Source organism: Bradyrhizobium dasycarpum, from assembly GCF_042019905.1.
Lineage (GTDB): Bacteria > Pseudomonadota > Alphaproteobacteria > Rhizobiales > Xanthobacteraceae > Bradyrhizobium > Bradyrhizobium japonicum_B.
The window spans coordinates 216,593-237,739 of record NZ_CP169574.1; the positions used below are offsets into that span (position 1 = coordinate 216,593).

Genomic DNA, 21,147 nt, shown 5'->3' on the forward strand with positions numbered 1-21,147 from the left:
GGGTTGGGAAAGAAATCCTTAAGCGCGTACAACGCGCTAGGTAACCTCCAGGGTGTGATTGATGTCGAATTCCGCTGCCTCAGCCTATGCGCGCGTTGCAACGACCACCGCATCTCCTCGCGACATCGAGGCGCAGACCCTGCTCAAGGCCGCGAACAAGCTCCAGGACGCCGTGAACAACGCCGATCCGCTCAGCGAGCAGACCATGCAGGCCCTGATGTTCAACCGCAAGCTCTGGACCATCTTTCTGAGCGAGGCGATGCGCGACAACAATCCGCAGCCGATCGACGTGCGGCAGAAGATCGCCAACATCAGCGTGTTCGTGCTGAGCCAGACCGCGGCGCTGCAGATGAGCCCGCAATTCGATCACTTCCGTCCGCTGATAGAGATCAACCGCAATATCGCTGCGGGTCTGTCCGGGCGGCCGTGACCGGAACTCGTGATGGTCGAGATCACGAGCTTTCTTGCGTCCTCATCCAGATCGAACGTCTTGTCGCCTGTCTCTGGCTCGTCGCGCCATGCCGCGGCGACCTCGCCATCAGGGCAGGTGACGAACAGGACCCGCAGTTCTGCTTCGGCAATGCCAATGTCGCGCTGACCGGTGCCGGTCAGACGCTGAGGAGAACATGGTCACCGATCCCGCGATCCCGACACGTGATGGTCAGGCACTGACGTCCGTGCTGAGCGGACGCGAGGGCTCGGACTTCATATCCAGCGCATGGAAGTAGGCTCGCCGCCGCAGCATCGCTTCGTCGGGGAACTGGTTGACCACCGCGTCGGTCTTGTCGTTGACGACCTGGAAGACGAATGACGCGGCCGCCTGGTCGAACACGACCTGGCGCGAGATGTTCTCGTGGTTCGGCAGATCATTGCGCAAGGGGGCGCTCGTATCTGCCGCGGCGACCGTCTGTCTCACCGGGAGATCGGTTTGCACAGCCTCGTTCGCCGCCACGCTGGACGTCGTTACGATCTGCACGGGGGCCGGGATCCCCACCGGCCTGATGCTGAAATCTGTACTCATGGCAGCCTCCTGGTTGCCTTGATTGAGTCAAATCCCAACCCCTCTAATAACGCAACCATGGAACGTCAGGACTGAAGACCCGGTAAGGAAACGTGCCTAACCGCGCGACGAAATCGCCGCGCGGTTTTTCGTAAAATTGTCGGTTGTTTTCGTGCCCGCTCAGAGCGAGCGGCTGACCGCGAGCGGGGTGATGTGGCGCGGACCCGCAGCTGCGCGCCGGCCGGCGGCCGTATAGGTGTTCGGCACGTTGCGCTTCTGGATCTCGGCATTGACGCCGCGCACGACGCTTTCGGAAACGGCGTGCGCGGTCGCGAGCACGGTGAGATTGACCTGCAGCATGGCGCGGAACGCGTCGTGATGGCGGTGCAGCGTCGAGAGCAGTTCCGGGGCGGATTTCGCAAGCTGCGCCTGGTTCGCCTTCAACTGGCTGACGGCACCGACATAGTTTCGCGAGAGCTCCTGCTTCTTGCTCTCGAGCGTCATCGCCTCGCGGACCTTGCCGGCGCGAACGAGCTCGGTCTCGCGCTCGATCAGTCCGAGCAGGGCGCTCATCGCATCCATCAGGTCTTCGGCGAGCTTGCGCGCCTCGGCGCTGCCCGGCGCGATGTTCGGGCGTTGGGCCTGCATCGGCTGACGTGAGGCGTTGAAATGGTTCATCTCGTTTGACCTTATGCCGTGCGGATCGTTTTCGCCTGCTGCATGATGAGGGTACGGTAGACTTCGCTGGCGACGCCGACGCCGCCGGCCTTGGCGAAGTTCTTGGAATATTGCTCGGTCAGCATCGAGCGCCACACGCCGGTGCCGGGCGTGTCGCCGAACGGGCCTTCGCCCTTCAGGCCCGAGGTCATCTGCGCGAACATGCTGTTGAGGAACATCGCCTCGAAATCGGTGGCGGTCTTCTGGGCCCTGGCCTGCTCCTTCGGCGAGACCTTCTGCAGGGCGCTGGCGAGGTCGAAATCGGGCCGTCCGTTGCGGCTCTCGACCGAAAAGGCCGAGGAGGTGGCGAGACGCGGCGTGTTGATCGTGCTGGTCTGCATCACATCACCTCGATGTCGGCTTCGATCGCGCCGGCGGCCTTAATCGCCTGCAGGATGCTGATCATGTCGCGCGGGCCGATGCCGAGCCCGTTGAGGCCGTCGACGAGCTGCTGGAGCGAGACGCCGTCCTTGACCACGGCCAGCTTCTTGCCGTCCTCGGTGACGGTGACGGCGCTGCGCGGTGCGACCACGGTGCGGCCGCGCGAGAGCGGGTTGGGCTGGCTCACCTGCGGGCTCTCGGAGATGGTGACGGTGAGGTTGCCCTGCGCCACCGCGACGGTGGCGACGCGAACGTCGCGGCCCATCACGATGATGCCGCTGCGCTCGTCGATGACGATCTTGGCGGCCAGATCGGGGTCGACCTGCAACTGCTCGATCTCGGTGAGGAATGCGACGACATTGCCCTTGAACTCCGGCGGGATCGAGAGCTGCACCGTCGAGGGGTCGATCGGCTCGGCGGTCTTGACGCCAAGATAGTCGTTGACGGCGGCCGCGATGCGTTTGGCGGTGGTGAAGTCGGCGTTGCGCAGTGCCAGACGCACGTTCGGCAGGCGATTGAGCGCGAACTCGATCTCGCGCTCGATGATGGCGCCGTTGGCGATACGTCCCACGGTCGGGACGCCGCGCACGATCTTGGCCGCCTCGCCCTCGGCCTGGAAGCCGGAGATCGCGAGCGAGCCCTGCGCCACCGCGTAGACATTGCCGTCGGCACCTAACAGGGGGTGACGAGCAGGGTGCCGCCCTGCAGGTTCTTGGCGTCGCCGAGCGCGGAGACCGTGACGTCCATGCGCGTGCCCTGGGTGGCGAAGGCCGGCAGATTGCCTGTCACCATCACGGCGGCGACGTTGCCGGTGCGGATGGTGGCACCGCGAATGTTGACGCCCATTCGCTCGAGCATCGCCTGCAGCGATTGCTTGGTGAAGGGGATGTTGTTGAGCGTGTCGCCGGTGCCGTTGAGGCCGACGACGAGGCCATAGCCGATCAGCTGGTTCTGCCGCACGCCTTCGATGTTGGCGAGATCCTTGATGCGCGAGGTCGCAGCCGCGGGCGCGACCGACAGCGCCAGCGCCGACAGCACTGCGCAGGCCACCCCGACGATCCTTACCCAACGAACGCCTGGCATCCTCTGCTCCCCAAGGCTCCTAAAGCGGCCCCACAAATCGGAAAGACCTGCACGACACTCCCATGACGAGCTGGTCCGGTGCTGTCCTTGCGAGGGCCGTGCCAACCCGGGCATCGAGGTTAGGTGGCTGAATAGGTTGAATAAATCTGTTTCGACCGGTGTCAGCCGGCGTTGTCCCTGAGGAGCGAAACTGCCGCCCGTCGGCAGATTTTGCCGGGCCGTTTACGCGCCGTTAACCATAAGACGGCGAAGGTGACGGCATCGATCACCCGGATTCCCTCCGATGCGCATCTACGGACCGAATGGCACCACGCTTGGAACGCCGGCGAGCCAGGCCAGGCGGACCGGCTCCGGCACCTTCGTGCTGCCCAACACCTCGTCGGCGCAGGAGACCCGGAGCGCGGCCGCACCGAAATCCGCCACCAACATCGATGGGCTGCTGGCCCTGCAAGGCGTCGAGGAGGACCCGGTCGAGCGTCGCAAGCGCTCGGTCGCTCGCGGCAGGACTGCGCTCGACGTGCTCGACGACCTCAAGATGGGTCTCTTGTCAGGTAATCTCGACGCCTCGACCGTGATGCGGCTGCGGGATGCCGCAGCGAACCTGAAATCGTCCTCGGGCGATGCCGGTCTCGATGCGGTGCTGGCCGAGATCGAGCTGCGCGTCGAGGTCGAGCTGGCGAAGGCCGGGCAGGCGTAACACTCACCGCTCACCTACGCCGCTTCCTCCTTCTGCCGCGCGTCGTAGCGGCGCTGGGCGGCGAGAACGTCTTTCAGATTTTGCTCGGCCCAATCGCGCAGCGGATCGACCGCGCCGGCGAGGGTCAGCCCGAGCTGCGTGATCGAATACTCGACGGTCACGGGTACGGTCGCGATGGCATGGCGCCTGAGCAGGCCGTCGCGTTCAAGCGATTTGAGGACCTGGCTCAGCATCTTCTGCGAAATGCCTTCGATCGTGCGGCGCAACTGATTGAATCGCATCGGCTGCTCGCGCAGCAGCAACAGGATCAGCACCGCCCATTTGTCTCCGACCCGATCGAGGATTTGGCGCGTGGGGCAGTTGGCCGCGTAGACGTCGGGTTTCATCGTCGGTCCTCGAAATCCAAGAAATAACGGTGGAGGTTACCCTCGTGTAAGCAGGTAAGCACAAAGTGCTCTCTTAACACCAGCATTCTTTGCGATATCTAGTCTCCATTGGTTACTATGGTAGCAAAAGGAGCCTTCCATGAAAATCGCAGTCGCCGGCGCCTCGGGCCGGGCCGGGTCGGAGATCACCAGGGAACTGTCCCGCCGCGGCCACGCGGTCACCGCCATCGCCCGGAACCCGGAGAAGATCGCGGCCCTGCCGAATGTCACGCCCACCAAGGGGGACGTGCTCGATCAGGCCGGCCTCGCCAGACTGTGGGCCGGCCACGACGTCGCCGTGAGTTCCGTGCACTTTCTGGCGAGCGATGCCCGCAAGCTGATTGACGCGGCGAAGGACGCCAAGGTTGGCCGTTATCTCGTGGTCGGCGGCGCCGGCAGCCTCGAGGTCGCGCCGGGCGTGAAGCTGGTCACGACTCCCAATTTTCCGGCCCAGTACAAGGCGGAAGCCGAGGCAGGCGGGGCCTTCCTCGACCTGTTGCGGCAGGAGAAGGAGCTGAACTGGACCTTCCTTTCGCCGTCCGCGCTGTTCGTCGAAGGAGAACGCACGGGCAAGTTCCGGCTCGGGACCGATCAGCTTCTCGCAGATGCGAACGGCAAGAGCTGGATCACCTTTGCCGACTACGCCATCGCGCTCGCCGACGAGATCGAGCGCCCGGCGCATCCGAGGCAGCGCTTCACGGTCGGTTACTAGGGCTTTCGGCCGCCCCCGAGCCCTCCAGGATAAACCTTAGGATAAACCTTCCTGTGCAAGGGCTTGGGGGCGCCGGCCAGACGCTCAGGGAAATATTGTCTGTCACAGGAGGCCACTATATAAGGCCCGGTTCAACGGACCCTGTTTCCGTTGCGAGTCGTTGCTTAGACAGATAGGCCGCCCTTGGAAAAGTTGAAAAACTACCGACCGACCGAAAAAGAGCCTTTCATGAACGACCGGCAGAAGGAGTACTTCCGTTTGAAGCTCCTTGCCTGGAAGGATGAGATCCTCAAAGAGTCCAAGTTGACCCTGCAAGCTTTGCAGGAGGAGAACGTCAACCACCCCGATCTCGCCGATCGGGCATCGTCCGAAACCGACCGTGCTATCGAGCTCCGTGCCCGCGACCGCCAGCGCAAGTTGATCGCCAAGATCGACGCCGCGCTCCAGCGTATCGAGGACAACACCTACGGCTATTGCGAGGAAACCGGCGAGCCGATCTCGTTGAAGCGGCTCGAGGCCCGGCCCATCGCGACGCTGTCGGTGGAAGCGCAGGAGCGCCACGAGAAACGCGAGAAGGTCTATCGCGACGAATAGAGGCGGAGCCGCAGAGATGCGGCTCTTTTATTTCGTGGCGGATGGTGCGCGGTTTCGCGCCGCGTCGGGCGTTTTTGCCTGCCGCTTGAATGTCGCCTGTCCGGCGCGTAGATTCGCGCCGCCATGATGATTTGCACTCTCAACATCGCATCGGTCTTCTTCCTGGGTTGAGCGCAGGGCGCCTCCGCCGCGGAGGCATTGCGTCCCGCAAGTGCGGCTTGCGGATTCCCCACCGATCGCCCCAGCCGGTTCCGCAGCGAGCGGACGATGCGGGCTGGGCGAGACATCGAGAGATCATCATGACGGCCAATCCTCGCGCGCTGGACGACGCGCAGATCGACCAATTCATTCGCGACGGCTTCATTCGGATCGACAACGCCTTTCCGCCCGGCCTGGCCGAGGCGGCGCGTGCCATCATGTGGCGCGATCTGCCATGCAGCGAGCACGACCCCGCAAGCTGGACCCGGCCCGTGGTGCGGCTGCCCTACTATGGCGACCCGCCGTTCCGGGATGCCATCACACCGCAGTGCTGCATGCCGCGTTCGACCAGATCGTCGGACAGGGACGATGGCGGCCGCGAGGCGATATCGGCACCTTTCCGGTGCGCTTTCCCCATCCGGACGATCCGGGCGACGATGGCTGGCACGTCGATCTCAGCTTTCCCGGCGAGGGCTGCAACCCGGACGAGGCGCAGGATTTCTCGGCCTGGCGCGTCAACGTCACCTCGCGGGGCCGGGCGCTGCTGCTGCTGTTCCTGTTCTCCGATGTCGGTGACGACGATGCGCCGACGCGGATCCGCGTCGGTTCGCATCTGCCGATGGCGCGTTATCTGGCGCCCGCCGGCGATGCGGGGCGGGCGCACATGATGCTGGAGCGGATGGGGGCCGACTGCCCGGTTGCGGTGGCGACCGGGGCGGCTGGGACGGTCTATCTCTGTCATCCCTTCCTGGTTCATGCCGCGCAGAAGCATCGGGGAACGCGACCGCGCTTCCTGGCGCAGCCGCCGCTGCATCTCGCCGAGCCATACCGGCTGGACCGGAAGGAGGGCGATTACTCGCCGGTCGAAGTCGCCATCCGCATCGCACTCGGACGTAAGTGACGAAGGCGGTGCCGTTGCACTCAGCGTTGTGACGCGTTCCTGCGCCACAACATGATTGTCGCGCGGACCGATTTGCAGGGATCGCGAAAAATGAATCGCGATCAATGGGCTAGAGTCAGATCCTCTGTGCTCACGTGAATTCGCATGAGAAAAAGCCTTCACGTCAGGTGCTGGACGTTTTGCGAGTCGCATCAAGGAGATCGACCGGCATCTTGAGACGGCGGCGCAACGGCTTCACGCATCGCTGCAATCAGGGTCTCTGCCGCGCGTAGGGCGGGCGCGTGGCTCCATAAAGACCTGACCAACTCAATATTTCCTTAAGCGGGGCGAGCATCCCGTAATCGACCCGGATGAGCGCCGTCCTGCGCTTGTCATGCCCGGGCGGGAATGCTGAAGTGCCGTTCTTGAATGCGTAGCGTGGGAGGCGGCGCCGATGGACAGGATTCTCGAAGCTGCCAAGGCGATCGCGCTGGCGCGCCGCAATCATGCGCCGCTCGCGGCGCTGGAGCGTCCGCCCATGGATGAGGCCGAGGGCTATCAGGTCCAGCGCGCGCTGCACGATCTGCTGCTGGCGCGTGTCGGGCCGCTGGTGGGCTACAAGATCGGCTGCACCAGCCAGGTGATGCAGGACTATATCGGCATCCCGCATCCCTGCGGCGGCGGCGTGTTCCAGAAGGGCGTGCATGACAGCGGCGCCAGGCTGGCCGCCTCCGACTATGTCCGGGTCGGCGTCGAATGCGAGATCGCGGTGCGGCTGAAGCGGGATCTCGCCGCCGGCGAGGCGCCGTTCACGGCCGAATGGGTCGGCGAGGCGGTCGAGGCCTACCATCCCGCCATCGAGATCGTCGACGACCGCTACGTGAAGTGGGAGACCATGGGCGCCCCGACGCTCATCGCGGACGATTTCTTCGCGGCCGGCTGCGTGCTGGGGCCGTCCGTGCCGCGCTCGTCCGTGCCGGATCTGAAAGCGGTCAAGGGCCGCGCCATCGTCAACGGCGAGGAGGTCAGCCACGGTACCGGCGCCGACGTGCTCGGCCATCCCCACAATGCGCTCGCCTGGCTCGCCAACCATCTCGCCGCCGAAGGCAAGGGTGTCCACGCGGGGCAGCTCGTGCTGACGGGCAGCCTGGTCAAGACGCTGTGGCTGAAGGCCGGCGACAGGGTGCGGATGGAGCTGGACGGGCTGGGCGCGGTGGAGGCGGAGTTCACGTAAGGGGGCAGGAACCCTCCGCGACCATTGCAAGCGCAGTGCTTCGTCGCGTCAGCGCAAGATTGCTTCGCAATCTTGTCGCGAGCTCCTCGCAATGACGTGGATGGAGCGTCGCCCGATGCACCATCTCACTCGCGGCCAATATGCCATCCGCCAAAATACATGCGGCCCTCGCCAGGGGAGCTAGCGAGGGCCGCGTCGTACATCGTCGTTCGCGCCTAGGTTTCGCGAACACGATGTGGGAGCTCTTGAAGAGGCTTAGAAGGGCAGCAGCACGTCCATCACCTGCTGGCCGTAGCGTGGCTGCTGCACGTCCATGATCTGGCCGCGGCCGCCATAGGCGATGCGGGCCTGGGCAATCTTGGTGGAATCGATGGTGTTGTCGCTCTGGATGTCCTCGGGGCGCACGATGCCGGCCACGATCAGCTCGCGAATTTCGAAGTTGACGCGGATCTCCTGCTTGCCTTCGACGACCAGGTTGCCGTTCGGCAGCACCTGGGTGACCACGGCGGCGACGTTGGTCTGCAAGGCTTCCTTGCGGTCGACGCTGCCCTTGCCCTCGCTCGATGAGGTCGAATCGGCGGTCAGGATGCGGCCCGGCAGGACCTTCTGCGCCTGCGTGCCGAGCGTTTTCGCGCCGATGAAGTCGGTGATGCCCAAATCTTCCTTGTTGGTGCGGCTGCGCGAGGTGTCGTTCTCGATGTTGGCCTTGTCCGTGATGTTCACGGTCACGGTCAGGAGGTCGCCGACCTGGCGGGCGCGCTGGTCCTTGAAGAAGGCGCGGCTGCCGTTGCGCCACAGCGAGTTCGGATTGTAGGAGGCGACTTCCGGCTTCGGCATCGGCATCTGCACCGGCTTGTAACCGGGCTGTGCCGTCGGATTCTCGATCGCCGACAGCTTCGGTTGCTCGCCGATCTGCGACAGGCGGTCGATCGAGGAGCAGCCGCCCAGCGCGCAAGAGGCCAGCAGCAGGGCAGAGATGGCGATGCGACGAAGGCGGAAGGCCGGACTGAACGTGGACATGATTTACTCTGACTTGGCTGGAGCCTGCGAGAGGCGAACTTGCGGAAGCTGGGCTTGATTGGTCTGGGCCTGATTGGTCTGGGCTTGGGCGATCCGGGCCGGCGAGGTCGGCGCCTCGATCGGGCTCCGGGCGAGGGCTGCGGCCGCAGGGGCGGGCGTTTCCCGCTGGAGCGAGGAGCTCTGCTCGACCGCGGGCGCTATCGGCGCCGACTGGCTCGCGCCCTGGATCGTCACCTGGCCGCGGCCGGTGACGATTCCGGTCAGCGTGCGCTTGGAATGCAGATTGAGCACGCTGACGGTGTCGCCCTCCGCGCCGCTCTCGATCGCCTTGCCGCGCGTGGTGAGATAGAGGCCGGGCGCCTGAAAGATGATGGTCACGCTCTGGTCGCGCACCACGAAGTCGGGCTTGACGATGTCGGCAGCGCGGAGCGGCATGCCTGCCCGCATCGCCCGACGCAACTGCATGCCGACGCTGCGCTCGCGCGAAGCCGGCTCGCCGGTGACCTCGGCCTTCGGCCGACGCTCCAGCGCGATGTCGGAGGACTTCAGCACGTCGGCACGGTCGATGTCGCGCGTCAGCACGGCCACTTCGATCGTCTCGATCGCGGTACCGGCGAAGCGCAGCTTGGTCGGGGTCGGATTGTTGTCGTTGGCGATCTCGAAGGCGACGTCGAAGCGGCCGCTGCGGGCATCGTAGCGGGTTGCGACCGGCTGCAGCGCGCCGCTGTAGGCGGCGTCCAACCGCATCTCGGTGACGGCGCGGTCGAAGGTGATGGTGATGTTGGCGGCATCGCCGAGGCCGAAACGGCGCTCGAGCGCCGAGGCGACCGCGGTTTCGATATCCTTGCCCGCGAGCGTGCGGGCGAGGCGGGTGACCTGGACTTCCCTGATGTCGCCGGTCATCACGCCGATCACCTGCTTGGCGCGGAGCACCGACAGCACCTGGCCGACCGTCAGCGTGCCGGTGGTGCCGAGATCGGGCGAGCGGTAGACCGGGATCGTCGCGGCCGATCCGGCATTGTCGATGAGATCGCCGACCCGCACCACGTCCGAGGTCACGCTGACGCTCGCGCGCAGCGCCGGCGAGGCGATGAAGTCGTCCGCGGCCGCTGCCGGCAGGGCCAGCGCGAGCAGGGCGGAGATGGTGGCGAGGGTGGTACGGATCATCGTCATTGCTTCAGTGTCATTGCTTCAGCCTTGGCTTCAGACTTGGCCTCAGTTTTGGCCTCAGCGGAACAGCGCCGTGGTCGATTGCATCATCTGGTCGGCGGCGCTGATCACCTTGGCGTTCATCTCGTAGGCGCGCTGGGCGGCGATCAGGTCGCTCATCTCGGAGACCACGTCGACATTGGCCTGCTCGAGGCTGCCTTGCGTGATCTTGCCGTAGCCCTCGGAATTCGCGGTGCCGTCCTGCGGCGGGCCGGACGACGGGGTCTCGGTGAACTGGTTGCTGCCGACCGGCTGCAGGCCCGCTTTGTTGATGAAGCGGGTCACGCCGATCTGGCCGACGATCGAGGAGGTCGAGGAGCCCGGCAGCGTCACCGAGACCTGGCCCTGTTCGCTCACGGAGATGCCGGAAGCGTTATTCGGGATCGTGATGGTGGGCTGCACCGGGTTGCCCTGCGCGGTGACGACGCGGCCCTGGTTGTCCATCTGGAAGGTGCCGTCGCGGGTGTACTGATAGGTGCCGTCGGGCATCAGGATCTTGAAGAAGCCTTCGCCCGACACGGCGAGGTCGAGATCGTTGCCGGTCTGCGACAGCGTGCCCTGCGTCATGCTGCGCGGCGTGCCGACGGTCTTGACGCCGCCGCCGATGTCGACGCCGACGGGCAGGATGGTGCCCTGGTCCGAGGCCTGCGCGCCGACGCGGCGCACGTGCTCGTAGATCAGGTCCTGGAACGCCGCGGTCTGCTTCTTGAAGCCGGTGGTGCGCAGGTTGGCGATGTTGTTGGAGATCACCTGAACGTTGAGTTCCTGTGCCGCCATTCCGGTCGCTGCGGTGTGAAGTGCCTGCATCTCCAGTTCTCCCTCAATCAGGCCGGAACGTCGGCGAGCTTTTCGATCGCCGATTTGTGGAGGTCGCTCTGCTGCTGGAGCAGGTTGGCGACGGCGGTGTAGCTGCGCATGACCTCGACCATGCGGGTCATCTCGACGACCGAATTCACGTTCGACTTCTCGACGTAGCCCTGCTCCACGGTGGACTTGGTGGCGGGCTGCTGGGTCGCTCGGCCGGTGTCGTAGAGATTGGCGCCGAGCTTGGTCAGCTTGGCCGGATCGTCGAACGACACCATCTTGATCTTGCCGCGGATCGAGTCGGTCCTGGCGGTACCCTCGAGCACCGTGATGGTGCCGTCGGGGGCGATGTTGATGTCGTGGTCGGTCGGCTGGAAGGTGATCGGGCCGCCGGTGCCGAGCACGAGGTTGCCGTCGGAGGTGACGAGCTGGCCGGTCGAGTTGAGCGAGAACTTGCCGTCGCGTGTGTAGCGCTCGCCACCATTGACCTGCACCGCGAAATAGGCGTCCCCGGTGATCGCGAGGTCTAGCGGGTTCTTGGTCATTTCCATCGGCCCTGGGCCGACGTCGCGGAAGGTGCCGCGATCCTGCACATAGGAGACGCGGCGGTCGGCGCCGATGAAATTGTCCTCACGCGCGTTCGAGTTGAGGTACTCCTCGAACAGCGAATGGTCGGCCTTGAAGCCGTTGGTGTTGGCATTGGCGACGTTGTTGGCGATGACATCCATCTGCCGTTCCAACGTCATCTGCCGTGACAACCCGATCAGAAGCGCGTTCTGCATCGGAAATCTCCCCTGAGTGGATCCGCCATCTCGCTCTCCCAAGCGCCTTGGCCGACCCCGTGAACGAGACCTTCAGGTTCTCCCAAACCGGTGGGTCTCGGCCCTTTCTCAGCGAAAGCCGTGCCAACCTGGAAAAATTCGTGATTTCAATGTCTTGCCGATTTTCGAGGGGCGCGGGAGGGCGGCAGAAAGGTTCTGTTAGCCATGTCTGCCCGGCAGATTTTTCCTAGCAGAAGCCCGATCGAAAGATTCCGTTAACCATTATTACCGTAGCGTTTGCCATGAAAAGGAGCGCATTGCGCCGGGGCATTTGTATCGCGTCACTGTCTTGAGCCTTCGCTCTTTCGACCCCTTTGAGAGATCCGGGCGCGGCGACCATGGCAGAGAACGAAGCAGAAGGCGGCGCGGCCGGTGAGGGCACCGAAGGCGCTCCGCCGAAGAACAAGCTGAAGCTCATCATCATGGCCGTCGGCGTGCTCGCCATCCTCGGCGGCGGTGCTGCGACCTGGTTCTTCTTCTTCCGTCACGGCGATGCCGAGCACCATGCCGAGGCCGCGCCGCCGCCGAAGCCGCCGGCCTTCGTCGACGTCCCCGACCTGATGGTCAACCTCGCCGGTTCGCCCGGCGAGCGCGTGCAATATCTGCGGCTGAAGATCGTGCTGGAGCTGAAGGAAGAGAAGCAGATCGAGGCGATCAAGCCGACGATGCCGCGCGTCACCGACATCTTCCAGACCTATGTGCGCGAGCTGCGCCCCTCCGACCTCAACGGGTCCGCCGGCATCTTCCGCCTCAAGGAGGAGCTGACCAAGCGCGTCAACGCCGCGGTCGCCCCGATCCAGGTCAGCGCGGTGCTGTTCAAGGAAGTCGTGGTCCAGTGATGGCGCTGCGGAAGGCAACGGGCTAGGGCCATGGCCGGCAACGAGCAAATGGACCAGGATGCGATTGCCGCCCAATGGGAGGCGTCGCTCGATTCCGAGGATCCTGCGGAGGCGGCAAAGGCTGCCGCCGAAAACGAATTGTCGGAGACCATGGCCCTGCAATGGGCGGCCATGGTCGAGGACGGCAGCCGCGATCTCGGAAGCGGCAAGAACTCCGGCGAGCGGGTGCTGTCGCAGGAGGAGATCGACAATCTCCTCGGCTTCACCGTCGGCGACGTCACGCTCGACGACCATTCCGGCATTCGCGCCATCATCGATTCGGCGATGGTCTCCTACGAGCGTCTGCCGATGCTCGAAATCGTCTTCGACCGCCTGGTGCGGTTGATGACCACGTCCCTGCGCAATTTCACCTCCGACAACGTCGAAGTCTCGCTCGACCGCATCACCTCGGTGCGCTTCGGCGACTACATGAACTCGATCCCGCTGCCCGCCGTCCTCACCGTCTTCAAGGCCGAGGAATGGGAAAACTTCGGCATGGCGACGGTCGATTCCAACCTGATCTATTCGATGATCGACGTGCTGCTCGGCGGCCGCCGCGGCACCAGCCAGCTCCGCATCGAGGGCCGGCCCTACACCACGATCGAGACCGAGCTGGTGAAGCGGCTGGTCGAGGTGGTGCTGGCCGACGCCGAGCAGGCGTTCCGGCCGCTGTCGCCGGTGACCTTCACGATCGACCGGCTCGAGACCAACCCGCGTTTTGCCGCGATCAGCCGTCCGGCCAATGCCGCGATCCTGGTGCGCCTGCGCATCGACATGGAAGACCGCGGCGGCAACATCGAGCTGTTGCTGCCTTATGCGACCATCGAGCCGATCCGGGGCGTCCTGCTCCAGATGTTCATGGGCGAAAAATTCGGCCGCGACCCGGTCTGGGAAGGCCATTTCGCCACCGAGATCGTGCAGGCCGAGATCGCCGTCGATGCCGTGCTCTACGAGGCCGACATCCCGCTCAAGCAACTGATGCGGCTCAAGGTCGGCGACACGCTGCCGCTGGACATGCGCGCCGACGCCAACGTCACCGTCCGCTGCGGCGACGTCACGCTGACCGAGGGACGGATGGGCCGGGTCGGCGACCGCGTCGCGATCCGCGTGACCAAACCCTTGCGCAAGCCAAGCACGACACTTGCGATGTTCGAGAAGGTGGACGAGCAGAACAAGATGATGGAGGCCCCATGAACCACTCCCTGGGAATGGCGATCGAGACGCTGGTGGCTATCCTGCTGATGCTGACGATCGTCTACTGCGTCATGCTCAACAAGCGGCTGACGCGGCTGAAGGCGGACGAGCATTCGCTGAAGGCGGTAATCGGCGAGCTGATCACCGCGACCGAGATCGCCGAGCGCGCGATCGGCGGGCTGAAGCTCGCCGTGCGCGACGTCAACGAGAATCTCGGCAGCCAGCTTGCCGCGGCGACGCAGATGTCGGACCAGCTCTACAAGCAGCTCGGCGAAGCCGACAACGTGGTGCGGCGCCTGTCCAAGATCGCGATCGCCGCGCGCCCCGTGACCAATCCGGAAGCGGTCTCCGCGCCCACGCCCAAGCCCTCGACCGCGAAGGCGGTGGCGGCGGCGGCCGAAGCCTTTTCCGAGCGCCGACGCTCCAACGGTCTTGCCGCATGAAGTCAGGGCATGAAATCCTTTCGTAACATCCGCGTCATCCCGGTCGTCCTGATCGCCATCGCGGGCCTCGCCACGCTGAAGGTGGCGGGCCTCGCGATCAACGGCGGCTACGTGTTCGACTACAAGCCGAACCAGGGCAAGAAGTCCTGGGCGGAAGAGAACCTGAATTTTCCGACCGGCCGCGACGATCCCGATATCACGGGATCGACCCATGGCGCGCCGAAGGAACCGCCGAAGCCGGCCGCGCCCGAGACCAAGATGGAGGGCGGCACCCCGGTCAAGATCGACGAGACCCAGCCGCAGCTCTCGGCCTCCGAGCGCGCGATCCTCGAGCGGTTGCAGGCGCGCCGGCAGGAGATCGAGGCCCGCCAGCGCGAGATCGACATCCGCGAAAGCCTGCTCAAATCGGCCGAGAAGCGCATCGAAGGCAAGGTCGAGGAGATGAAGGCGGTGGAAACCCGCATCTCGGCGACGCAGGCCGAGCAGAAGGCCGCCGAAGCCCAGCGCATGAAGGGCCTCGTCACCATGTACGAAGGCATGAAGCCGAAGGACGCCGCACGGGTGTTCGACCGGCTGGAGATGGGCGTGCTGATCGAGATCGCCTCGGCCATCGCGCCGCGGAAGATGTCGGACATCCTCGGGCTGATGTCGTCGGAGGCCGCCGAGAAGCTGACGGTCGAGATGGCGCGGCGTGCCAATGGCGGCGGCGACCAATCGGCCTCGGCCGCGGAGCTGCCCAAGATCGACGGCAAGCCGACGCAAAAGCCGAATTGAGGGCGCATACTTAAGAAGTCCTTAATTGGCAAAACCTTAGAGTCGAGGCTGTGGCCGGGATCAGGACCGGCGTCGACCGTCGAAACGGAAGAAATGCCGCCAATGGCGCGAGAGGCTGCCGCTGGATTTGTGTCGCGAGCCCGCGCTTTCGCGCCGGGCCTGTCGCGTCATGTCCGCGCGGCGGGCATGCTGGCGGTCTGCCTGCTGATCGGTTTCGGTGCGCCGGTCCGGGCAGCCGATCCCGTCAGGGGTGAGGCGACTTTTTCGGCCGGCGGCGGCTTTGCCCGCCTCGTCATCAAGCTCGGCGAGGACGTTCCCTCCGAGGTGGCGACCGCGGGCTCCATCCTCATCATCCGCTTCGACCGGCCGGTCGACGTTCCCGTCGACCGCGTGCCGGAAGGCGCCCCTGATTACATCAATTCCGCGCGTCGCGATCCCGACGGCAGCGCCATCCGCCTGTCGCTGGCGCGGCGCGTCACCGTCAACACCATGAACGCCGGCGAGCGCACCTTCATCGATCTCCTGCCCGAGGGCTGGAAGGGGCCGCCGCCGAGCCTGCCGATGGACGTCGTCAAGGAGCTCGCCGAGCGTGCGCGCATCGCCGAGCGCGCGCTGCGCGCCCAGCGCGTCGCGGCCGAGACCAAGAAGCGTCCGCCGATCCGCGTGCGTGCCTCGGTGCAGCCGACCTTCGTGCGCTTCGTGTTCGAGATGCCCGACGGTGTCGGCGTCTCCTCGGTGCTCAACGAGCAGAAGCTCACGCTGGCTTTCAATGCCAACCTCAATTTCGATCTGGCCGACGCCGTCGTCGCGGCGCCGCCAAACGTTGCCTCGATCAAGCAGAAGGCCGACATCGACCAGACCAATGTCGAGATCGCGCTGATCGGCGATTCCGACGTGCATTCGTTCCGCGACGAGAAGAACTACATCGTCGACGTGTCTTTCCAGCCCGACAAGGGTAAGATTGCCGCGGCGCCGGAGGCGGCGCTCACGCAGATGAAACCCGGAGGTTCCGGACCTCGGCCTTCGCCCGACAAGCCCGCGGCCGAGAAGCCGAAGGATGCCCAAGGCGAGATCGTGCCGCCGACCTCCGAGACGATCGCGCGCGAAGCCAAGATCGACGTCAGGTCGGACGTCAAGCCCGAGCTGAAGCCGGAAGCGCCGGCGGCGATGCCGGCAGCCGAAGCGCCGAAACCGGTGCCGGCTCCCGCGACTGAGGCGGCGCGCGCTCGGAGGCGGCCAAGGAGGCCGCGAAGGAAGTTGCGAAGCCGGCGCCCCCTGCTGCCGAAGCTGCGACCGTGCCGGCCAAGCCCGCGCGGGCCGAAGAGGCCGCGAAGGAGCCGGTCAAGGAAGTCGCCAAAGAAACGGCTAAGGAAACGGCCAAGGAAATTGTCAAGCCTGCGCCGCAGCCCACGGTCGCCGGCGTCGATGCGCGTCGCGACAGCGACGGCTTGCGCGTGACGTTCCCGATTCAGGTCGCAACGGCCGCGGCCGCGTTCCGCCGCGGCGACACCGTCTGGCTGGTGTTCGATACGCCGAAGCCGATCGACGTCGAGGCGATCCGCACCAAGGGCGGCGCGATGATCGGCGAGGTCGGCCGCATCCCCCTCGACAAGGGGCAGGCGGTGCGCATCCGTCTCACCCGCCCGCTGGTCTACTCGCTGGCGAGCGAGGAGGTCGGCAAGGAAACCAACTGGCTCCTGACGCTGGCCGACAAGATCCAGTCGACGCCGCTGCCGCTGATGATGTCGCGCAACATCACCGACCCCGCGCTTGCCAACATCGCGATCCCCTTCGCCAACCCGGGCCAGTTGCACAAGCTCACCGACCCCGACGCCGGCGACACGCTCTATGTCATCACCGCGCAGCGGCCGGTGCGCGGCTTCATCAAGCGGCAGGACCTCGTCGATCTCTCGCTGCTGGAATCCGCGCACGGCATCGCGATCCGGCCGAACTCAGACGAGGTCGGCGTCGAGGTCGGCGCTGACAAGGTGATCCTCGGCAAGAAGGGCGGATTGACGCTGTCGCCGGTCGACATCTCGGCCGAACGGGCGCCGACCGCGGTGCGCCCGGTGTTCAGCCCCGAAGCCTGGCGCAAGGGCCAGTCGGAAAACTTCATGGCGCGCCAGAGCGAGCTGATGACGGCGATCTCGGCGGTCGAGCCGGCGCTGCGCTCGCTGCCGCGGCTCGACCTCGCGCAGTTCTACATGTCGCGCGCGATGTATTACGAGGCCAAGGCCGTCACCGACGTCATGCTGACCGATCCCCTCAACAAGGAGGAGAGCGGCGCGCTGATCATCCATGCGATCGCCAGCATCCTGATCGGCCGGCCGGCGCAGGGCCTGAAGGACCTCTCCAATCCCGTGATCGGCAACAGCCACGATTCCCAGCTCTGGAAGGCGCTCGCCTTTGCGCGCCAAGGCAAATGGGCGGACGCGCGCGAGAAGTTCAAGAACGTCGAATTCGCCATCGCCTCGCTGCCGCTCGACATCCAGCGCATCGTGACGATGGACGCGATGCGCGCGTCCCTCGAGGTGAAGGACTATGCCGGCGCCTCCAAGCGCCGCAGCGAGCTCGAAGTGGTCGGCGTCTCGCCCGAGGCGGGGCCCGGCTTCGCTGTGCTGCGCGGCCGGCTCGCCGAGGCGCTCGGCCACGACAAGGACGCGCTCGACGACTACAGGTTCGCAGCCGCCTCGGCCGACCGGCAGGCGGCGGCGGAGGCCAAGCAGCTCGAGATCGCGCTGCGGCAGAGGCGCGACGAGATCGGCAAGGACGACGCGCTGCGCGAGCTCGAGACCCTCTCCATGACCTGGCGCGGCGACTCGATCGAGGTCAAGACGCTGCAGATGCTGTCGCGGATGTATGCCGAGAGCGGTCGCTACCGCGACGCGCTCACCGCGGCGCGCACCGCGACAAGGCTTCAGCCGAACGCGGAAGCCTCCCGTCAGGCGCAGGACCTCGCCTCCGAGCTGTTCACGCAGATATTCCTCGGACCGAAAGGTGACGACCTGCCGCCGGTCGAAGCGCTCGGCATGTTCTACGAGTTCCGCGAACTGACGCCGATCGGTCGCCGCGGCGACGAGCTGATCCGCCGGCTCGCAGACCGTCTCGCCTCGATCGATCTGCTCGACCAGGCCGCCGAGCTCCTGCAATACCAGGTCGACCATCGCCTCGAAGGCGCCGCGCGTGCCCAGGTCGCCGCGCGTCTTGCCATGATCTACCTCGCCAACCGCAAGCCCGACATGGCGATCACCGCACTGCGCGCCAGCCGCATCAGCGATCTCTCCGGCGAGCTCAGGCAGCAGCGCCTGCTGCTGGAAGCGCGCGCGCAGAGCGACGTCGGCCGTCACGATCTCGCGCTCGACATCGTCTCCAACGTCGCCGGGCGCGAAGTGCTCCGCCTGCGCTCCGACATCTTCTGGGCGGCACGGCGCTGGCGCGAGGCCGCCGAGCAGATCGAGCTCTATTACGGCGAGCGCTTCCGCGACTTCAAGCCGCTCAATGCGGTGGAGAAGAGCGACATCATCCGCGCCGCCGTCGGCTATGCGCTCGCCGACGACTCGATCGGCCTGTCGCGCTTCCGCGAGAAATACGCGCCGCTGATGAGCGAGAGCGCCGACCGTCTCGCCTTCGACATCGCCAGCAAGCCGGCCGCGGCCTCCAGCGCCGAATTCGCCGAGATCGCCAAGCTCGCCGCCAGCGTCGACACGCTCGACGGCTTCCTGCGCGAGATGAAGCAGCGTTTCCCCGACGCCTCCGCCCGCGCGCCGCAGGCCAAGGAAGAAGCCGACCACACCGGCTCGCTGCCGACGATCCCCGTCGTGCGGCAGATCAAGATGACGCGGTAGGATTCCTCCGCGCAAAGCGCGGCCCGGGACCGTGCCGCGTCCGCCGTCACTTGCGAGCGCCGCCGCTCTATGCGCCGTCATTGCGAGCGCAGCGACTTGTCCGCCGAAGCCTTGGCGAAGGCGGAAGCAATCCAGGAATCTTTCCGCGTTGGCAGTCTGGATTGCTTCGTCGCAAGGGCTCCTCGCAATGACGGGGAGGGGGCGGCGGCTATTGCGGGAGAGCGGAGAGGATGCGCCAGCGGCGCGGCAGCTGGAGCCGCCGTCACCCCCCGTAGCTCTGCACCAGGCTTCCCGCCACCAGCGACCAGCCGTCGACCAGCACGAAGAAGATCAGCTTGAACGGCAGCGAGATCGTCGCCGGCGGCAGCATCATCATGCCCATCGACATCAGTACCGAGGCGACGACGAGGTCGATGATCAGGAAGGGCAGGAACAACAGGAAGCCGATCTCGAAGGCGCGCTTCAGCTCGGAGATCATGAAGGCGGGGACGAGGATGCGAAGTGCGAGGTCGTCGGGGGTGGCCGGTGCCGGCTCGCCCGACAGATCCAGAAACAGCCTGAGGTCCTTCTCGCGCACGTTCTTCTGCATGAAGCCGCGCAGCGGGACGGAGGCGCGCTGCAGCGCGTCCTCGACGCCGATCTGGTTGGCGACGAGCGGTCGGATGCCGTCGTCGTAGGATTTCTGCAGCACCGGGCCCATCACGAAGAAGGTGAGGAACATGGCCAGCGCGATGATCACCGAGTTCGGCGGCGCGGTCGCCGTGCCCAGCGCGGTGCGCAGCAGCGACAGCACGACCACGATGCGCGTGAACGACGTCATCATGATCAGAATCGACGGTGCGATCGACAGCACCGTGAGCAGCGCGATGAGCTGGATCGCGCGCTCGGTGACGCCGCCACCGCCAGCGCCGCCGCCGAGGTTGATGCTGATGTCCTGCGCATGCGCAAGGCCTGCGGGCGAGGCCGCGACCAGCAGGACAGAAAGGAAAAGAACTCTACGCGGGAGGGACGGCAGCCTCACGAAGACGGCTTCGGACGGCCGAGCAGCGAGGCCATCTCGTCTTCAAGATTTTCAAAGCTGGTCTTTTCCGCGGCCGGCTTCTGCGGCGGGGCCGGTGGCGACGCCGGCTCGCTGCGAGCCGCCCGCGGGGGCGCGGCCGGTGGCTCCGGCGCGACGGGCGGGGCGACCGTTTCGCCGGCGGGGCGGCGCAGTGCGGCTTCCAGCCGCTGTGCCATTTCCGCGAGGTTCTGCTCGGCGCTCGACGGGCTCGCGGCGGGCGCCGGCGGTGCAACGGGCGGAGCCGGCGGAGGAGGCGGTGGGGCAGCAGCGCGCTCGGCCCGGACGGGCGGCATCTTCATCGCCTCGCTCTGGCGCGGCGGCCTCGGCATCAGCGGCGGCTCGCTGCGCGGAACGCGCGGCGGCAGCGGCTCGGGCCGCGGCTCGCGCTCGGGGCGCGGCGCGATCGTATCGGCCGTGAAGCCGGCCAGGGGATCGCTGCGGCGTTCAGCCAGAGCGGGGGCGGGCCGGCGCACCTCGTCGGCGAAGGACGGGCGCGAAGGCCGCGGCGGCGGCTCGGGCATTTGCGGCTCGGGATGATCGAGCATCTCGGGCCGCGGCGCCTCGTCGGCCCAGCCGCCGGCGTCCGGCATCGGAGCAAGGCGCGGCGGCTCGGCGGCGTTGGGACGCTGGGGGAGCTGATCGCGGCCATGCGCGGCGCGAACGATGTTGGGCTCGACCACGATGTCGGTGGGGCCGCCGATCATCAGGAGGTGCTCGACATTGTCGCGCCGGACTAGCACCAGGCGGCGCCGGCCGTCGACCGCGGCGGCATCGATCACGGCAAGGCGGGGCATCCTGCCGCGCTGGGTGTTGGCGCCGAGCCGGCTGGTGGCGAATCGGCGAACCAGCCAAGCAGCGACGCCGATCAACGCCAGAACGACGATGAACGCGACGATGAAGGTGATAGGGCTGCCTTGCATACTAGTCCCCGACAAATGGCGCTTCTCTCGTGCCCATGGTCGGATACGCCAACCACCGGCCTACGATGCCCCAAACTGCGATTTCTTAACGTCCCACGGCAAGTTTTGCCGTCCCCAACTCTTAATAACCCATGAATCGCTCGATCCAAAACGACTTCTTGGCCTGTGCACGGCCCGCCAACGGTTGGGTTAATGCTGATTTTGGAGGGCGTAGAATCACGGGGCGCGCAAATCCTGTCCCGCTCGGGGACATGCGTC

20 protein-coding genes and 3 pseudogenes are annotated in these 21,147 nt (G+C 66.0%); 11 read left to right on the forward strand and 12 right to left on the reverse strand.

Features of this window, described 5'->3' with window-relative positions; genetic code table 11:
* The first annotated feature begins 61 nt into the window (after positions 1 to 61).
* Positions 62 to 430: a flagellar biosynthesis regulator FlaF gene (flaF, locus tag ACETMP_RS00935; protein WP_008554779.1), complete on the forward strand. Its 369-nt coding sequence runs from the start codon at positions 62 to 64 to the stop codon at positions 428 to 430.
* Between the two features lie 231 nt (positions 431 to 661).
* On the opposite strand, the gene ACETMP_RS00940 is transcribed toward flaF, so the two are convergent.
* The 4 genes and pseudogenes from ACETMP_RS00940 to ACETMP_RS00955 form a co-directional block, all read right to left on the reverse strand.
* Positions 662 to 1,021: a hypothetical protein gene (locus tag ACETMP_RS00940; RefSeq protein ID WP_375159578.1), complete on the reverse strand. Its 360-nt coding sequence runs from the start codon at positions 1,019 to 1,021 to the stop codon at positions 662 to 664.
* Positions 1,022 to 1,180: 159 nt separating this feature from the next.
* Positions 1,181 to 1,678, reverse strand: a complete 498-nt coding sequence (locus ACETMP_RS00945) for a hypothetical protein (protein WP_375159579.1) — start codon at positions 1,676 to 1,678, stop codon at positions 1,181 to 1,183.
* An 11-nt stretch (positions 1,679 to 1,689) separates the two neighbouring features.
* Positions 1,690 to 2,058 carry a flagellar assembly peptidoglycan hydrolase FlgJ gene (gene flgJ, locus ACETMP_RS00950; protein WP_375159580.1) on the reverse strand — a complete coding sequence of 123 codons (369 nt, stop codon included), beginning with the start codon at positions 2,056 to 2,058 and terminating at the stop codon, positions 1,690 to 1,692.
* Positions 2,058 to 3,181, reverse strand: a pseudogene (locus tag ACETMP_RS00955) (flagellar basal body P-ring protein FlgI). The gene flgJ and the pseudogene ACETMP_RS00955 overlap by 1 nt, the downstream one beginning before the upstream one ends.
* Positions 3,182 to 3,464: 283 nt before the next feature.
* On the opposite strand from ACETMP_RS00955, the gene ACETMP_RS00960 reads away from it, so the two are divergent.
* On the forward strand, positions 3,465 to 3,878 hold the full coding sequence (locus ACETMP_RS00960) for a flagellar assembly protein FliX (protein WP_375159581.1): 414 nt from the start codon (positions 3,465 to 3,467) through the stop codon (positions 3,876 to 3,878).
* 14 nt (positions 3,879 to 3,892) lie between these two features.
* Here the strand turns inward: ACETMP_RS00960 and ACETMP_RS00965 are convergent, their stop codons facing one another.
* On the reverse strand, positions 3,893 to 4,264 hold the full coding sequence (locus ACETMP_RS00965; protein WP_257175514.1) for a helix-turn-helix domain-containing protein: 372 nt from the start codon (positions 4,262 to 4,264) through the stop codon (positions 3,893 to 3,895).
* A 139-nt stretch (positions 4,265 to 4,403) separates the two neighbouring features.
* Between ACETMP_RS00965 and ACETMP_RS00970 the strand changes: the two genes are divergently transcribed.
* Positions 4,404 to 5,015 carry an NAD(P)-dependent oxidoreductase gene (locus ACETMP_RS00970; RefSeq protein WP_375159582.1) on the forward strand — a complete coding sequence of 204 codons (612 nt, stop codon included), beginning with the start codon at positions 4,404 to 4,406 and terminating at the stop codon, positions 5,013 to 5,015.
* Positions 5,016 to 5,243: 228 nt separating this feature from the next.
* On the forward strand, positions 5,244 to 5,609 hold the full coding sequence (dksA, locus tag ACETMP_RS00975) for an RNA polymerase-binding protein DksA (protein ID WP_085966600.1): 366 nt from the start codon (positions 5,244 to 5,246) through the stop codon (positions 5,607 to 5,609).
* On the opposite strand, the gene ACETMP_RS00980 is transcribed toward dksA, so the two are convergent.
* Entirely contained in the window at positions 5,594 to 6,055 is a 462-nt protein-coding gene (locus ACETMP_RS00980) for a hypothetical protein (RefSeq protein WP_375162067.1), read from the reverse strand. The genes dksA and ACETMP_RS00980 overlap by 16 nt on opposite strands.
* Between ACETMP_RS00980 and ACETMP_RS00985 the strand changes: the two are divergent.
* Both ACETMP_RS00985 and ACETMP_RS00990 read left to right on the forward strand, forming a co-directional pair.
* Positions 5,957 to 6,708 (forward strand): annotated as a pseudogene (locus tag ACETMP_RS00985) (phytanoyl-CoA dioxygenase family protein). The gene ACETMP_RS00980 and the pseudogene ACETMP_RS00985 sit on opposite strands and share 99 nt — an antisense overlap.
* 433 nt (positions 6,709 to 7,141) lie before the next feature.
* A complete protein-coding gene (locus tag ACETMP_RS00990) occupies positions 7,142 to 7,921 on the forward strand; it encodes a 2-keto-4-pentenoate hydratase (protein WP_375159583.1) in 780 nt (259 codons plus the stop codon).
* Positions 7,922 to 8,176: 255 nt separating this feature from the next.
* Here the strand turns inward: ACETMP_RS00990 and flgH are convergent, their stop codons facing one another.
* From flgH to flgF, 4 genes are read right to left on the reverse strand one after another with little or no spacing between them, the layout of a single operon-like run.
* On the reverse strand, positions 8,177 to 8,941 hold the full coding sequence (gene flgH, locus ACETMP_RS00995) for a flagellar basal body L-ring protein FlgH (RefSeq protein ID WP_375159584.1): 765 nt from the start codon (positions 8,939 to 8,941) through the stop codon (positions 8,177 to 8,179).
* A gap of 3 nt (positions 8,942 to 8,944) precedes the next feature.
* Positions 8,945 to 10,108, reverse strand: coding sequence for a flagellar basal body P-ring formation chaperone FlgA (gene flgA, locus ACETMP_RS01000; protein WP_375159585.1), 1,164 nt, complete (start codon positions 10,106 to 10,108; stop codon positions 8,945 to 8,947).
* A gap of 60 nt (positions 10,109 to 10,168) precedes the next feature.
* Positions 10,169 to 10,957: a flagellar basal-body rod protein FlgG gene (gene flgG, locus ACETMP_RS01005; RefSeq protein ID WP_028137462.1), complete on the reverse strand. Its 789-nt coding sequence runs from the start codon at positions 10,955 to 10,957 to the stop codon at positions 10,169 to 10,171.
* Between the two features lie 17 nt (positions 10,958 to 10,974).
* Positions 10,975 to 11,736: a flagellar basal-body rod protein FlgF gene (gene flgF / locus ACETMP_RS01010; RefSeq protein WP_375159586.1), complete on the reverse strand. Its 762-nt coding sequence runs from the start codon at positions 11,734 to 11,736 to the stop codon at positions 10,975 to 10,977.
* Between the two features lie 377 nt (positions 11,737 to 12,113).
* Between flgF and fliL the strand changes: the two genes are divergently transcribed.
* The 5 genes and pseudogenes from fliL (at position 12,114) to ACETMP_RS01035 (ending at position 18,909) form a co-directional block, all read left to right on the forward strand.
* The gene (gene fliL / locus ACETMP_RS01015; RefSeq protein ID WP_028137460.1) at positions 12,114 to 12,614 is read left to right on the forward strand and encodes a flagellar basal body-associated protein FliL; all 501 of its coding nucleotides are present in this window, start codon (positions 12,114 to 12,116) and stop codon (positions 12,612 to 12,614) included.
* A gap of 30 nt (positions 12,615 to 12,644) precedes the next feature.
* Positions 12,645 to 13,847: a flagellar motor switch protein FliM gene (fliM, locus tag ACETMP_RS01020; protein WP_018321852.1), complete on the forward strand. Its 1,203-nt coding sequence runs from the start codon at positions 12,645 to 12,647 to the stop codon at positions 13,845 to 13,847.
* Positions 13,844 to 14,290 (forward strand): DUF6468 domain-containing protein, encoded by a 447-nt coding sequence (locus tag ACETMP_RS01025; RefSeq protein ID WP_028137458.1) that lies wholly within the window; start codon positions 13,844 to 13,846, stop codon positions 14,288 to 14,290. Before fliM ends, ACETMP_RS01025 begins: the two co-directional genes overlap by 4 nt.
* A gap of 9 nt (positions 14,291 to 14,299) precedes the next feature.
* Positions 14,300 to 15,064, forward strand: a complete 765-nt coding sequence (locus ACETMP_RS01030; RefSeq protein ID WP_375159587.1) for a MotE family protein — start codon at positions 14,300 to 14,302, stop codon at positions 15,062 to 15,064.
* Between the two features lie 102 nt (positions 15,065 to 15,166).
* A pseudogene (locus ACETMP_RS01035) lies at positions 15,167 to 18,909 on the forward strand (tetratricopeptide repeat protein).
* 262 nt (positions 18,910 to 19,171) lie between these two features.
* On the opposite strand, the gene fliP reads toward ACETMP_RS01035, so the two are convergent.
* Both fliP and ACETMP_RS01045 read right to left on the reverse strand, forming a co-directional pair.
* Positions 19,172 to 19,930: a flagellar type III secretion system pore protein FliP gene (gene fliP, locus ACETMP_RS01040; protein ID WP_375159588.1), complete on the reverse strand. Its 759-nt coding sequence runs from the start codon at positions 19,928 to 19,930 to the stop codon at positions 19,172 to 19,174.
* Positions 19,927 to 20,889 (reverse strand): flagellar biosynthetic protein FliO, encoded by a 963-nt coding sequence (locus ACETMP_RS01045; RefSeq protein ID WP_375159589.1) that lies wholly within the window; start codon positions 20,887 to 20,889, stop codon positions 19,927 to 19,929. Before ACETMP_RS01045 ends, fliP begins: the two co-directional genes overlap by 4 nt.
* Positions 20,890 to 21,147 lie beyond the last annotated feature (258 nt).